At 42.9% G+C, this 14587-nt stretch carries 13 protein-coding genes; 6 read left to right on the plus strand and 7 right to left on the minus strand.

From position 1 onward, the window contains the following. Positions 1-118: 118 nt before the first annotated feature. Positions 119-3166, minus strand: coding sequence for a DEAD/DEAH box helicase (locus RB604_RS04940; RefSeq protein ID WP_055293243.1), 3048 nt, complete (start codon positions 3164-3166; stop codon positions 119-121). Positions 3167-3220: 54 nt separating this feature from the next. On the opposite strand from RB604_RS04940, the gene mnmA reads away from it, so the two are divergent. Next, the gene (gene mnmA / locus RB604_RS04945) at positions 3221-4282 is read left to right on the plus strand and encodes a tRNA 2-thiouridine(34) synthase MnmA (RefSeq protein ID WP_007479368.1); all 1062 of its coding nucleotides are present in this window, start codon (positions 3221-3223) and stop codon (positions 4280-4282) included. A 2-nt stretch (positions 4283-4284) separates the two neighbouring features. Continuing rightward, positions 4285-4533 carry a hypothetical protein gene (locus tag RB604_RS04950; protein WP_129647852.1) on the plus strand — a complete coding sequence of 83 codons (249 nt, stop codon included), beginning with the start codon at positions 4285-4287 and terminating at the stop codon, positions 4531-4533. Positions 4534-4642: 109 nt separating this feature from the next. On the opposite strand, the gene RB604_RS04955 is transcribed toward RB604_RS04950, so the two are convergent. Continuing rightward, positions 4643-6154: a GH3 auxin-responsive promoter family protein gene (locus RB604_RS04955; protein WP_007479366.1), complete on the minus strand. Its 1512-nt coding sequence runs from the start codon at positions 6152-6154 to the stop codon at positions 4643-4645. Between the two features lie 134 nt (positions 6155-6288). Here RB604_RS04955 and RB604_RS04960 point away from each other — a divergent pair, with 134 nt between their 5' ends. Beyond that, positions 6289-7302, plus strand: a complete 1014-nt coding sequence (locus tag RB604_RS04960) for an ATP-dependent 6-phosphofructokinase (RefSeq protein WP_007479364.1) — start codon at positions 6289-6291, stop codon at positions 7300-7302. 2 nt (positions 7303-7304) lie between these two features. Here RB604_RS04960 and rnc read toward each other — a convergent pair whose 3' ends face one another. The 3 genes from rnc to RB604_RS04975 are packed head-to-tail and all read right to left on the minus strand — an operon-like array spanning position 7305 to position 9721. After that, on the minus strand, positions 7305-8201 hold the full coding sequence (gene rnc / locus RB604_RS04965; protein WP_005927539.1) for a ribonuclease III: 897 nt from the start codon (positions 8199-8201) through the stop codon (positions 7305-7307). A gap of 4 nt (positions 8202-8205) precedes the next feature. Next, a complete protein-coding gene (fabF, locus tag RB604_RS04970) occupies positions 8206-9468 on the minus strand; it encodes a beta-ketoacyl-ACP synthase II (RefSeq protein WP_005927537.1) in 1263 nt (420 codons plus the stop codon). A gap of 16 nt (positions 9469-9484) precedes the next feature. Next, positions 9485-9721 carry an acyl carrier protein gene (locus tag RB604_RS04975; protein ID WP_002558672.1) on the minus strand — a complete coding sequence of 79 codons (237 nt, stop codon included), beginning with the start codon at positions 9719-9721 and terminating at the stop codon, positions 9485-9487. A 149-nt stretch (positions 9722-9870) separates the two neighbouring features. Here RB604_RS04975 and purN point away from each other — a divergent pair, with 149 nt between their 5' ends. Next, positions 9871-10443, plus strand: a complete 573-nt coding sequence (purN, locus tag RB604_RS04980) for a phosphoribosylglycinamide formyltransferase (RefSeq protein ID WP_007479344.1) — start codon at positions 9871-9873, stop codon at positions 10441-10443. A 210-nt stretch (positions 10444-10653) separates the two neighbouring features. Here purN and RB604_RS04985 read toward each other — a convergent pair whose 3' ends face one another. Further along, positions 10654-11682, minus strand: a complete 1029-nt coding sequence (locus RB604_RS04985; protein ID WP_005927527.1) for an endonuclease/exonuclease/phosphatase family protein — start codon at positions 11680-11682, stop codon at positions 10654-10656. A gap of 73 nt (positions 11683-11755) precedes the next feature. After that, positions 11756-12799 carry a 4-phosphoerythronate dehydrogenase PdxB gene (pdxB, locus tag RB604_RS04990; protein ID WP_055293246.1) on the minus strand — a complete coding sequence of 348 codons (1044 nt, stop codon included), beginning with the start codon at positions 12797-12799 and terminating at the stop codon, positions 11756-11758. Positions 12800-12916: 117 nt separating this feature from the next. Here pdxB and RB604_RS04995 point away from each other — a divergent pair, with 117 nt between their 5' ends. Together RB604_RS04995 and RB604_RS05000 are read left to right on the plus strand one after the other, a co-directional pair. Beyond that, positions 12917-13522, plus strand: coding sequence for a DUF4254 domain-containing protein (locus tag RB604_RS04995; RefSeq protein ID WP_005927523.1), 606 nt, complete (start codon positions 12917-12919; stop codon positions 13520-13522). 3 nt (positions 13523-13525) lie between these two features. Then, the gene (locus RB604_RS05000) at positions 13526-14563 is read left to right on the plus strand and encodes a glycosyltransferase family 9 protein (RefSeq protein WP_005927520.1); all 1038 of its coding nucleotides are present in this window, start codon (positions 13526-13528) and stop codon (positions 14561-14563) included. Positions 14564-14587 lie beyond the last annotated feature (24 nt).

Here is a 14587-nt window from a genome sequence, read left to right on the forward strand (position 1 = left end):
ATGGGGCGAATATAATATAAACTCTAAATAAGGCGGTTACCTGTTTTTTGATTAAGTCAGATATTACACAAGATAAAACAGTTTGTCTATCTATCATACTAAAAAATACAAGGTTAGCTTATTCTAACAGACCGATCCACTCTTGGTCGGTCAATGTCGGAATCGATTCGCTATCGGTGATAAATGTTTCGGCCAACAACCGTTTGTCTTCCTGTAGCCGGATGATTTTTTCTTCAATACTGTCTTTCGTAATGAAACGATAGGCAATGACCTGCTTGTTTTGTCCGATGCGGTGTGCGCGGGCTATGGCCTGTGCTTCGGCGGCGGGATTCCACCATGGATCTACGATAAATACATAATCTGCTTGTGTCAGGTTGAGACCTACCCCTCCGGCCTTGAGGGAGATGAGGAAAGCTTGTATTTCTTCTGTTTGTGAGAATCGGGCGATCTCTTCCGGACGGTTGGTGGAAGCACCGGTAAGTAGGGCATATTGCCAGCCGTATTTATGAAATTCCGCAGCTATCAGCTCCAGATGTTTGACGAAGGAGGAGAATATCAGAACTTTGTGTCCTTCGCTACGGAGGGTTCTGTAAGTGTCGATGATCTGTTCCAGTTTTCCCGAACTTCCTTCATAATCGGAGAATATCATTCGCGGATGACATGCTAATTGGCGCAATCGGGAAATGCCATTGAGTACCGTGAACTGCTGGTGCTGTTTTTTATTCGGACTGAGTTGCAACAGGGTATTGCGAAGACTGTTTTTCTCTTGCAGGTATATTTCATCTTGTGATTCCGGCATGTCACAGTAGATAATTTCTTCTGTAAGGGGTGGCAGTTCCGGTGCGACTTCACTTTTACTTCTACGCAGGATAAAGGGAGTGATAAGCTGGCGCAGGCGTAATTCCATACGGCTGTTCCCTTGCTTGATGGGATTAATGAATTGCTTGGTAAATGCACTTTCATTTCCCAAAAGATCCGGTTGCAGGAAGTGGAATTGTGCCCAAAGATCTTTCAGGGAATTTTCAATAGGAGTACCTGTCAGCACGAGACGATGGCGGCTGCGCAATTGGATGGCGGAACGGAAAGTTAGTGAATCACTATTCTTGATATTCTGGCTTTCGTCCAGTACGATGTACTCGAAACAGTATTGCCGGAGAACATCGAGTTTATTCCGCATGGTACCGTAAGAGATGAATATCAGATGAAAACGATTGAAAAATTGCTCCGGATGTCCTTCCTTGTAATGGCTATTACTATTGTATTCCGCCATAGACAGAGTGGTGAAGCGGGCTGCTTCTCGTTTCCAATTATGTAACAGTGAGGTGGGAACTACAATCAGTGTACTCGGTTTGCGAGTAGTTTCGGCGGTACGTTGGGAAACTTCACATTTATTCAATGTGTTTTCCTTCGTCAGATCTCCGAAAAGTTCAAATTGCCCCATTTCATCGATACGGATCGGCTCGCTTTTTAATATGGGATTCCGTTCGTATTCCACCGATATTCCACTCTTGTTTTTCGGGAGTTCGGTCTTTTCTCTTTCCGTGTCGTTATCATCATGATTGCGGCTGTAAATCTTTTGTAGTAAAGTGAGTGTCTGCAACGTTTTTCCCAATCCCATGTCATCGGCAAGACATCCTCCGAAACCTTGTTCGTAAAGATTCATCATCCAGGCGTAACCTTTTTGTTGGTACGGGCGTAATTGGGCCTTTATTTCTATAGGTACGGGATATTTTTGTTGAAATTGGGGAGGAATGAATTCCTTAGGATTATTATTTTCCATGATAGATTCTACGATGCCCATAAACGGACGTTTTACGTAGATATTCTTTCCTCGTGTCATGCCTATTTCCATCAGATTGGCGTATTTACTGAACCACTCTTCAGGTAGTAGAATTATCCGTCCGTCGGGGAGGGCATATTCATGCTTTTCTTCCAAAATGTGTTTACGGAAACGGCTGAAAGGTATTCGTAAATTATCAATGACCACCGTTATGTGTAATTCGAACCAGTCCGGTCCGTCATCATAGCTTTGTTCGATGTGAATTTCCTCCAGGCAGTACGGTGTGTCTTGTAAGTCGCTGGTCAATATAAACGAACTTTGTAGCATGGCCCGATGTACGGTGATCCATTCGGTTATGCTCTTCTCCGGTGCTTTCTCCGATAGTTTGAAGTGAGAATCATTAATACGTTCCAGTCCGGTGTTTTGGAGGATTTGTATGGCTTCTTCTTCCACATCGGTGTTACGTTGAAAATAGTATATGATGTTTTTACCCTCTATAACTTTCCGTGAGAAGAATTTCTTTATTTCTTCGGTGGGTTGAGGTGTGAACAGTTCAGTCCCATAGCGGAAATTCAATCTTAAAAGTGGAGTGGAATAGATTGTTTCCTCTACGTATAGCAGACAGTCACAAGGTCTCTCTTCCTTGCGGATATCCAATCCTTTCGCGCTGATAGTGTGATAACTGGCAATAGGAATGAGAATGTTGTCGATATATTTTTCGGTGAGTGAAGCGTCTACGCGAATCTTTGTTTTTTTTGTAAATGGGAGCAACCGTGTTGCCTCTATGTGCCGGAAAATGTATACTTCCATGCCCAATAACAAGATTGCCGGATTGGCGGTCAGGACAATTACTGGTTTTAGTTCCATAAGAGGAATGATTTTACCTTCATTATAACATTGCAGTTGATAGCTGAATGATTGCTCGTTCACTTCAAATGAGAAGTGAACTTCTGTGTCCTTGCTATGTACATGATAGGCGTGATGTGAGTAGAGTAATTTGCTGCCTGTTTGTTTCTGATATAAAAGCAGGGCATGAGTACGGATCAATTCCATCATTTCTATCAGTTTTTTCTCGATGAACAGGCGGATATTTTTCAACTTTGCCGGATCTTCGGATAGTTTACGGAGGAACTTGGGAATCGTCTTGTCTTTGGAATAGACCGTCATCAAATATTTCTCGGTGTAGTGTGACGCGATTTCAATGGCCTTTTGTTCTGTTTCGCTCAATTGTGCCACAGCTTTTGGAGAAAGATGGAAAGCTTGTTCCATCAGACAAAGTTCTTCCTTTGTAGTTCTTTCTGCGATATACGGTATGAGCAGCATGCCCAGTACCGGATGTTCAGAAAGGACGATGACAAGTTGGCTATGTGGCGTTGTTTCTTTCATTCTATTTAGTTTGAAAAGGTAAAGATACGGGATTTTGTTTAAATTTGCGGCATGATGGAGCAAAAGAAACGTGTATTGTTGGGAATGAGTGGCGGGACCGATAGTTCGGTTGCTGCCATGTTGTTGCAGGACGCCGGCTATGAGGTGGTAGGAGTGACTTTCCGTTTTTTTGAGCTGAATGACTCTACGGAGTATTTGGAAGATGCTCGTATATTGGCGTCACGGCTCGGTATCAGGCATATAACTTACGATGCCCGTAAGATATTTCATGAACGTATTGTCACTTATTTTATCGATGAATATTTAGCAGGTCATACTCCCGTGCCCTGCACGCTTTGCAATAATTATCTGAAATGGCCATTGTTGGCAATGTTGGCCGATGAAATGGGTATTTTTTATATTTCCACCGGCCATTATGTGCGCAAAATATGGATGGATGAGAAATATTATATCACACCTGCTGCCGATTCGGATAAAGATCAGTCTTTCTTTTTATGGGGGTTGAAACAGGATATTCTTCGGAGGATGTTGCTGCCAATGGGGGAAATGACGAAACCGCAAGCACGTGCTTTTGCTGCTGCGAGAGGGTTTGAAAAAGCCGCCACTAAAAAAGACAGTATCGGGGTCTGCTTTTGCCCGATGGATTACCGTAGTTTTTTGAAAAAGAATTTGCAGTCCGGTTTTACGACAACCGGCATTGAAAGAGGAAAATTTGTCGATGAAAAGGGGGATTTTATTGCCTGGCATGACGGATATCCGTTTTATACAATCGGACAGCGTAGAGGGTTGGGTATCGATTTAAACCGTGCTGTATTTGTGAAAGAAATATGGCCGGCGGAAAATAAAATCGTCTTATCCTCATTGCAGGCTCTTGAGAAGACGGAGATGTGGCTGAAAGATTGGAACATAATCGACGAGCCTCGTTTGTTCGGGCATGACGATATTATCGTAAAAATACGCTACCGGAAACAGGCAAACCATTGCGAGGTGCGGTTGACAACAGAGGGATTGCTACATCTCCGGCTTCTTGAACCTCTTACAGCTGTTGCGCCCGGGCAGGCTGCCGCCTTTTATAAAGATGGCTTGCTGTTGGGGGGAGGTATTATAACAATGTGACAATGTGCCAATGTACCAATTGGCTGCGCTGTCACGGCACATCAGTAATCGTAAGCAGCGTGCTTACCTTCACTGGGCATTATCCATACGACCCGTATGCAGCGTTCGTAAGAGACTTTTGCACGGTGCATAAAAACGGGGGGACGAGCCTTCACCCTCAAATGCCGATGAACAAGCTGATTGCTCGAAAAGGTGAAAGCGGTGAATGGGGAGAATTTGATAGTGATATTCCACCGCTTTTGTGGTTGTAATATGTCAGTATGTGTCAACCACCCGTACTGTTATCATACTAAATGCTGAATACTAAATACTAAATGCTGAATAGCAATTGGCAAATTGACACATTGGCATATTGTCACATTATTCTTCATTTAATTCCAGCATTTCTTCGATATACTCTCTTGTATTACTTAGGCGGGGGATCTTGTGTTGTCCGCCCAATTTGCCCTTTTGGGCCAGCCAATCATGGAATAATCCCTTCCGGGCTACGATCACCTCAAGTGGTTGCAAGGCGATATCTTTCCAGCGTTTGGCTTCATAATCGGAGTTTACTTCCTTAAGAGTAGCGTCCAATATCGCAGCAAAATTCTCGATGGAATCAGGCATTTTCGCAAATTCTATCAGCCATTGATGGCGACATTTGGCATGTTCGTCCATGAATACCGGTGCTGCACTATAATCACTGACTTGTGCACCGGTTGCTGCACAGGCTTTAATCAGTCCCTTCTCTGCATTATCCACTATCAGTTCTTCGCCAAAGGCATTGATGAAGTGTTTGGTGCGTCCGGTGATAATGAACTTATACGGGTTTTTACTTGTGAATTTTACAGTATCGCCAATCATGTATCTCCATAACCCGCAGGAAGTAGAGATAATCATTGCATAATTCTTGTTCAATTCTACCTCTTCCAGACAGCAGGTATGGGGAAATTCTTTGCCAACTTCTTCCAATGGCATGAATTCGTAGAATATTCCGTAATCGATCATCAACAGCATGGCCGGGTCTGAAAGATCGTTCTGCGTTCCGAAATAACCCTCAGAAGCATTGTAGGTTTCCACATAATGCATTCCGGGCGATTGGATCACCTGTTTGTATTGTTCACGATAAGGATTGAAAGCCACCCCTCCGTGGAAAAATACTTCAAGGTTAGGCCATACCTCCTCTAATGTTTGTTTGCCTGTTTTTTCGAGAATACGTTTAATGAGTACCAACATCCATGAAGGTACGCCCGACAAATTGGTAACATTGACCGGAATCGTGCTGTTGGCAATTGCTTCTATCTTGGTTTCCCATTCGCTCATCAGAGCTATTTTCTTGCTGGGAACGCGTATCAGATTAATAAGGGGACTTACGTTTTGTATAAGAATGGCAGATAAATCGCCTACAAGGCTGTGATTGGAATTTAAGTTCGGACTATGACTGCCACCTAAAATCAATCCTTTGCCGGAGAAGAAATGGCTGTCCGGATTTATCCGGAAATAGAGAGCCGCCGCATCTTTTCCTCCGCGGTAGTGAATATCTTGCAGGGCTTCTTTGCTTACGGGAAGGAATTTACTCTTATCGTTGGTGGTTCCCGAAGACTTGGCAAACCAACGAATCTCCGAGGGCCAGAGTAGATTCTGTTCTCCTGCCCGAAGACGTTCTACGTAAGGTTTTATCTCATCATAGGTTTGTACAGGGATACGGCTTTTAAACTCCTCGTAATTTCGTATCGATTTATAATCATACTTCTTTCCCCATTCGGTATTGGCAGCCTGGTTAACGAGCCGTGTCATGACACGATGCTGTATTTCTCCGGCCTGGCTCGCATAGAGGTCTATTTCTTTTAAACGGGAATTGAACGCTTGTCTTATAATCTTTGTGATATTCATTTCTCTTACTGGGATAATGTTTAATCGTGCAAAAGTAACCTTATTTATCTTTTTTTTCTATCTTTACCACGGAAATAATAGTTAAAAGTTAAAGAAGAGTAGAGTAGTTCCGAACTTTAGAACAATAAACGGCGATGAGAATTGGAATTTTAACTTCGGGGGGCGATTGTCCCGGCATCAATGCTACCATTCGTGGCGTGTGTAAAACTGCCATAAATTATTATGGTATGGAAGTCGTCGGTATCCATAGTGGTTTTCAAGGTCTGTTAACCAAGGATGTAGAGCTGATAACGGATAAGTCATTGTCCGGTTTGCTTAATTTGGGTGGCACTATTTTGGGTACCTCGCGTGAGAAACCTTTTAAAAAAGGAGGGGTAGTTGCCGAAGATGTGAATAAGCCTGCCTTGATAGAGCATAATATCAAGGAAATAGGGCTCGACTGCGTCGTTTGCATCGGTGGTAATGGAACACAGAAAACAGCAGCCAAGCTTGCCGCTATGGGGCTTAATATTGTTTCTGTCCCTAAAACGATTGATAATGATATCTGGGGGACGGATATCTCTTTCGGATTCGACTCTGCCGTGAGTATTGCTACGGATGCCATCGACCGCCTACACTCCACTGCCAGTTCTCACAAACGTGTGATGGTCATTGAAGTCATGGGACATAAAGCCGGTTGGATTGCTCTGTATTCGGGCATGGCTGGTGGAGGGGATGTAATTCTTCTTCCGGAAATTCCTTATGATATAAAGAATATCGGTGAGGTGATCCTGAACCGTTTGAGGAAAGGAAAACCGTATTCCATCGTGGTTGTAGCAGAAGGTATTCAGACGGACGGGCGGAAACGTGCTGCCGAGTATATCGCTCAGGAGATAGAATACGAAACCGGTATTGAAACCCGTGAGACTGTTCTCGGATATATTCAACGGGGAGGTTCACCTACACCGTTTGACCGTAATTTGTCCACACGGATGGGAGGGCATGCTACCGAACTGATTGCTGATGGGCAATTCGGCCGTATGATTGCTTTGAAAGGGGACGAAATATCTTCTCTTCCTTTGAATGAAGTGGCCGGTAAGTTAAAGCTGGTCACTGAAGACCATGATCTGGTGGTGCAAGGACGTCGTATGGGGATTTGCTTCGGATAAACTTAGTTTTCGTCGAATGTCGTTTCGGACAATTTGTGTTCTTCGGCAGGCTCCTCTTGCATGAGTTTTTCGGGGATCACTGTTTCTTCCGTTTGTTCGCATACGGCTTCTGTTATCTCTTCCTTTTGAGAATGTAGCATTTTGGCTTCGTTTATGCTTGCCATAAAATCCGGTGTCTTAATTTTCTTAAGTGCCATTTGAGCTGCGTTTTGTTGTGATTCTTTTTTAGAATACCCTGTGCCTGTACCTGCAGGAAGTCCTTCAATGCGTACTTCTGTTTGGAATACCGGATTGCTTTCTTTATCGAAAAATTGTTCGATGAGTTCAAAAGATACCTCTACTTTATTCTTTTGGCTCCATTCGATCAGTTTGGATTTGAAGTTCACTTCCTTCTTGGATAATTTATCCAGGTCGATATAGGGACGGATAATTCTCTCTTCAAGAAAGCGTTTGCAACGTTCATATCCTTGGTCAAGGTAAATGGCACCGATGAATGCCTCAAATGCATTGCCGTACATGTAACTGTTGTGAGATGAAGATCGGGTAGAGTACTTGATGAGCTTGTCGAGCCCGATTTGTACGGCCAACTTATTCAATGTTTCACGCTGAACGATCTTAGACCGGGTATTGGTTAAGAACCCTTCCCGCTTCCCTTCGAAGTGTTTATAAACGATATCTCCTACAATGGCATCAAGGATGGCATCGCCCAAGAATTCGAGACGTTCATTGTTTAGAGGGCGTCCTTTTTCCGAACGGATGGAAGTAGACTTGTGCAGGAGTGCCTGTTCGTAAAGATGGATATTGCGAGGATAGAATCCAAGTATCCTATAAAAACAAAGATAAGACTCTCTGTCCTTACAGAACAGGAGCCTTATCTTGTCTATTTGGTTTCGTAACACGATATTACTCTGCGTATTTCTTAAAGATTACACAAGCATTGTGACCGCCAAATCCGAATGTATTGGACAGGGCAACATTAACTTCACGTTTCTGTGCTTTGTTGAAAGTGAAATTAAGGTTATAGTCAATGTTTTCGTCATTGTCGCCTTCTTCGTGATTGATAGTCGGAGGTACGATGCCATTTTTGATAGCCAGGATGCTGGCAATAGATTCTACCGCACCGGCAGCACCCAATAAGTGACCTGTCATTGATTTTGTCGAACTGATGTTCAATTCAAAGGCATGATCACCGAAAACTTCTTTAATAGCTTTTGCTTCCGAGATATCACCTACGGGAGTAGATGTTCCGTGTACGTTGATATAATCAACTGCTTTCGGGTCCATTTCGGCATCTTCCAATGCATTCAGCATCACTAACTTGGCTCCCAATCCTTCGGGATGTGAGGCTGTGAGGTGATGCGCATCTGCTGACATACCTACACCGGCTACTTCTGCATAAATTTTTGCACCGCGTGCTTTTGCATGCTCCAATTCTTCAAGAATCAGACAACCGCCGCCTTCACCCATGACGAATCCATCACGGCTTGCGCTGAACGGGCGTGATGCTGTTTCCGGAGAATCATTGCGGGTTGATAAAGCGTGCATTGCATTGAAACCTCCTACACCGGCGGCAGCAATTGCTGCTTCCGAACCACCGGATACGATTACATTCGCTTTACCCAGACGGATAAGATTGAATGCGTCAGCGATGGCATTGGTGGAAGTGGCACATGCGGAACAGGTTGCATAATTAGGACCATGGAAACCGTACATGATGGAAATCTGTCCGGCCGCAATATCCGAGATCATTTTGGGAATGAAGAACGGATTGAATTTCGGACCGTTTTCCTGATGAAGAGCGTAGTTGCCTACTTCTTCTTCGAACGTACGAATACCACCGATACCTGCACCGAAAATAACACCGATTCTGTTCAAATCTTCATTTTCGATATCAAGACCAGAATCTGATACTGCTTCCTGGGCTACGGCAACAGCTAATTGTGTGTACCGGTCCATTTTGCGTGCTTCTTTACGGTCGATATATTTGGTTGCATCGAAGTTCTTTACCTCACATGCAAATTGGGTCTTGAATAGCGAAGCGTCGAAATGAGTAATAGGCCCTGCTCCACTAACCCCGTTCACAAGATTTTCCCAAAATTCGGGTACACTATTGCCAACGGGAGTAATGGCGCCCAGACCTGTTACTACAACTCTTTTTAATTCCATATTGATGAAATCCGATTTACTTAGCGTGTTCTTCGATGTAAGATACAGCGTCACCTACAGTACCAATCTTTTCAGCTTGGTCATCAGGAATAGAGATACCGAATTCTTTTTCGAATTCCATGATAAGTTCTACAGTGTCAAGAGAATCAGCTCCCAGGTCATTAGTGAAGCTTGCTTCAGTTGTAACTTCTGATTCTTCAACGCCTAATTTATCAACGATAATCGCTTTCACTCTTGATGCAATTTCAGACATAACTTTAAGTTTTTAATTAATAAATAGTTTTATTTCTTTAATTTTGCGGTGCAAAGGAATAAATATTTATCGTTCTGCGCAAATATTTGATTAAATAAATGCAATCTTTTGCACATTTTTCACTGTTTTGTGCATAGAATAAGCTGATTATGAAGAAAAACATCGCAATTTTTGCTTCCGGTTCCGGCACGAATGCCGAAAATATTATCCGGTATTTCCAAGAGAATGATTTGATTAGGGTGGCGTTGGTGCTTTCTAACAGAAGCGATGCGTATGTTTTAGAGCGTGCACATCGGTTACAGGTGCCCTCAGAGGTGTTTCTGAAGGAAGATTGGGTCTCCGGTGAGCAGATTCTTGCTTTGTTGCATGAATATCATATTGATTTTATTGTTCTGGCCGGTTTCTTGGTACGTGTTCCGGAGAGACTTTTGCATGCTTATCCCGATAAAATTATAAATATACATCCTGCTCTGCTTCCGAAATTTGGTGGAAAGGGGATGTACGGCGATCGTGTACATGAGGCGGTGGTTGCTGCCGGAGAGACAGAAAGCGGAATTACTATACATTATATTAATGAACATTATGATGAAGGTGATACTATCTTTCAGGCGAAGTGTCCGGTACTGCCGGATGACTCTGCAATTGATGTGGCACAGAAGGTACACTCTTTGGAGTATAAACATTATCCTTTAATAATAGAGAGGACAATACTTGGGAAATAACAACATCCCCATGTTCTGAGTAATAACATCCCCATGTTCCTATAAAAAACATCCGGATGTTGTGCATGACAACATCCGGGTGTTTTAATAATATGAATTTATGGCTGATATAAGAAGAAGCCTGATAATCTCAAGTGCACATGCTTACATGATTGACTATTAATGATCTACATCTTCTTCCTCTGAACTGTTGCGACTCTTCTTGTTTTTTTATTTCTTAAAACGGAAGGTAACCAGTAATCCTTTATGGTCGGTTGGCCATACGTTTTTGGGAGTGAGGAATTGATCTTTTGACGTTTCTTCTACTCTTTGGCTCCGTACGATAGAACCTTTAGGGCCGAATATAACCGCCTTTTCTGCTTGAAGGCCTTTCCCTTGATAAAAGATGAAATCAATCCGGTCCCGTTCGTCGGCTTTGGGAGCCCATGTGAGTTTTTCGGGAGTTTTTAAAGGGTTGTCCGATGGATAAGTAAATCCGGGATGGGTGAGTGGGTTAGGATAAATTTCGCGATAGCTGTCAATGAATCCTGCATCTTCGAGCAGAGTGGTTACTGTCCAGGGGATTACCATGCCATTATGGTCGTACAGATTTTTGTTTGCTTCCACCCAGTCACGATGGGAAGGTTCGTTGAAGTCACCACCCAAAATGATGCTGTATCCTTCTGCTATATCTTTACGTGCCTGTTCAATAAATAAGCGAATCGCATCATCACGTTGTGAATCAGTATTGACCTTTAGAACTTCTTCTACTGTTCGTGGTCTGGCTATTTCTTTCCAAGTAGAACCGTCGTATCCGCGTACATTATAATATGCGCAATCCAAATAATCCAGATGAGCCGTATAAATGGCCACTTTATGTCCGTTTACGGTAGATAACAATCTGTAAATGCTGCCATGATCCTCCTTCTCGGGAAATACAGTCAGGGAATCCGTAATGGGATGTTTGCTCAATAAGCCACTGTCGTAGCTGTAAAAAGAGTAATAAGTCATGCCTTTTTCACGCAATGAAGACAGGACTCGGGCACTGAAGTTGCTATTCTTATAATTTCTGACTTCACTGAATGTGACGAAATCCGGTTTCAGACGAACGATTTCATTAATGATTGCTTCATAGCCACCTGGCACAGATGTTCCTTCCTGCCAGATATTCCATTGCAAAACAGTAAATTCCCCCGCCTTTTTGCTACTTACCGGGAGAGTACACAAAAGAAGAAAAGTAAATAAAAGAATTTTTTTCATGATTTCTGAAATTTAAATAGGTTATGGTTGGTTTTAATATAGTAGTTCAAAAAATACGGCAAATATGGACGTTTTAGCTTATGCTTATATGATAGGCCGCTTTTTCCCTTCTTAGGGGATAGTCTCCCCGAAGCTGTTCGAATTGTTCGGGATGGGCTTTCAGCCTGTTGCTGTCTTGTTGCGGATCATATATTTTCAACCATGCTTCTTCCGTGGTTGCCGCTTGTATCGCGAGGTTTTCCGGTTGTATGGGAGTAATGTTATATGTTGTTTTTATTCCGAAATACCGGCAAAGAGAGTCCAATGACATGCGGGTCGCATTGGCTTTTCCGTCTGCCGAATAACCGGCAATATGGGGAGTGCCTATCATTACCTTATTTAATAGTTCGAGGTTTATATTCGGTTCGTTTTCCCAGACATCGATAATGGCTTCGGAAATATAACCATTCTGCAGGGCATTTAACAGTGCTTGGGTTTCTATCACTTCTCCGCGAGAGGTGTTGATGATAACCGGTTTACGCTTTAATGACCGGAAAAAAACTTCATCGGCCAGATGGAAAGTCTTGTATTTCCCGTCTTTATATAAAGGGACGTGAAAAGTTATCACATCGCATTCCCGGGCAATTTGCTCCAGTGAACAGAAGTTCGTGTTCCCTTCCTTTTCTTCTCTGGGAAGGTCGTTTAGTAACACTCGCATACCTTGTTTTTGAGCAACGTCGATGATTTTGCCTCCTACATTTCCTACTCCCACGATGCCTATACACATTTTGTGAAGTTCTTTTCCTTTTACGAGTTTGAGAAGGGCAAGTACAGACTCTATATATTGTGCTACGGAGGCAGAGTTACATCCCGGAGCATTGGCCCATGTGATGCCGGCTTTCCGGCAGTATTCCGTATCGATGTGATCGAAGCCGATGGTAGCAGTTGCAATAAACTTCACTTGGCTGCCTTCCAATAACTCGCGGTTGCAATGTGTCCGTGTACGGATAATTAATGCATCCGCATCGCGGACCAGTTCCGGAGTGAAGTCTTTTCCGGGAATATATACCACTTCATCGGCGATTCTCTCAATGGCTTTTTGTATGTAGGGTATTTTGTTGTCTACAATAATTTTCATATACATTTTTCTTTAGAGACAAGCAAAGATAGAATAAAAAAGTAAGAAAGGGTTGCTTGTGTGAGAAATATTCTTTAGCTTTGTCTTATTGTACATATATATAAGCAAGTTAAGATTATGACATTTAGTAACCTTTGCAATGACATCTTTTGGAAATCGACTAACGATTATCATATTACGGACAGTGTAGACGCTCCGATGAACAATCCTTACGAGCTGAAGTCGATAGAATATTATTTGTATCTGAAGAACTGGATTGATGCCGTGCAATGGCATTTTGAGGATATTATACGTGATCCCCAGATTGATCCGGTGGAGGCATTGAAACTGAAGCGTAGAATTGATAAATCCAATCAGGACCGTACGGATCTGGTAGAGTTGATCGACAGCTATTTCCTTGATAAGTACAAAGAAGTGCTTGCTCTACCGGATGCAACGATCAATACGGAAAGTCCGGCTTGGGCAATAGACCGCCTTTCTATTCTTGCATTGAAAATTTATCACATGCAACAGGAAGTGGAACGCACGGATACAACAAAAGAGCATCATGACCAGTGTCAGGTGAAGCTTGCTATCTTGCTGGAACAGAAAAAAGACCTTTCAACGGCGATCGACCAGTTGTTGGCAGATATTGAGGCCGGAAGGAAATATATGAAAGTATACAAACAGATGAAGATGTATAATGATCCGGCTTTGAATCCGGTGCTTTATGCTAAAAAATAAGAAATGTCCCGTATTCTTGTAATTCGTTTTTCTGCGCTCGGTGATGTCGCTATGACTATTCCGGTGGTCTATTCGCTGGCGGCTCAATATCCTCAACATGAAATAACCGTATTGAGCCGTGCGGTTTTGCAACCGCTTTTTCAGGGATTGCCTGCCAATGTGCATTTTATGAGTGCCGATCTGACCGGTAAGCACCGGGGATTATGGGGATTGAATACATTGTATTCAGAGTTGAAAAAGCAACATTTTGATTATGTGGCTGATTTTCATAATGTTCTGCGTACGAAATATCTTTGTCTAAGATTCCGGATGTCTGGAATACCGGTAGCATCCATTGATAAAGGGCGTAAAGGAAAAAAGAAACTGGTACGCCGTCATGATAAAGTATTAGAGAATCAGAAAAGTTCTTTCAGGCGTTATGCCGATGTCTTGGAGAAGTTAGGCTTTCCGGTTTTATTGAATTTTACCTCGATCTATGGTGAGGGAAAAGGAGACTTTTCTTTGATAGAGCCGGTGACGGGACCTAAAGGTGATGGGATAAAGTGGATTGGTATTGCTCCTTTTGCCAAACATGAAGGCAAAATATATCCTATAGAATTGGAAGAACAGGTAGTAGCTCATTTTGCCGGTCGCCCCGATGTAAAGGTATTCCTTTTTGGGGGAGGGAGAAGTGAACAGGAGGTTTTTGACTCGTGGATATTGAAATACCCGACTGTAGTATCGATGATCGGTAAGCTGAATATGAGCACCGAACTGAATCTCATGAGTCATCTGGATGTAATGCTTTCTATGGATTCTGCCAACATGCACCTGGCTTCATTGGTGAATACGCCGGTTGTCTCGGTATGGGGAGCGACTCACCCTTACGCCGGATTTATGGGATGGAAACAGTTGCCTACCAATACGGTACAACTCGATCTTTCCTGTCGTCCTTGTTCGGTATACGGGCAGAAACCCTGTTTTCGCAAGGATTATGCGTGTATGCGGAATATTAAGCCCGAGCAGATCATACAGAAGATAGAAGGTATGTTGGTTGATTAGGAATATTGTTCAGAGATAACCGTT

The sequence above is a fragment of the Bacteroides salyersiae genome, from assembly GCF_031172035.1.
Classification (GTDB): Bacteria; Bacteroidota; Bacteroidia; order Bacteroidales; family Bacteroidaceae; genus Bacteroides; species Bacteroides salyersiae.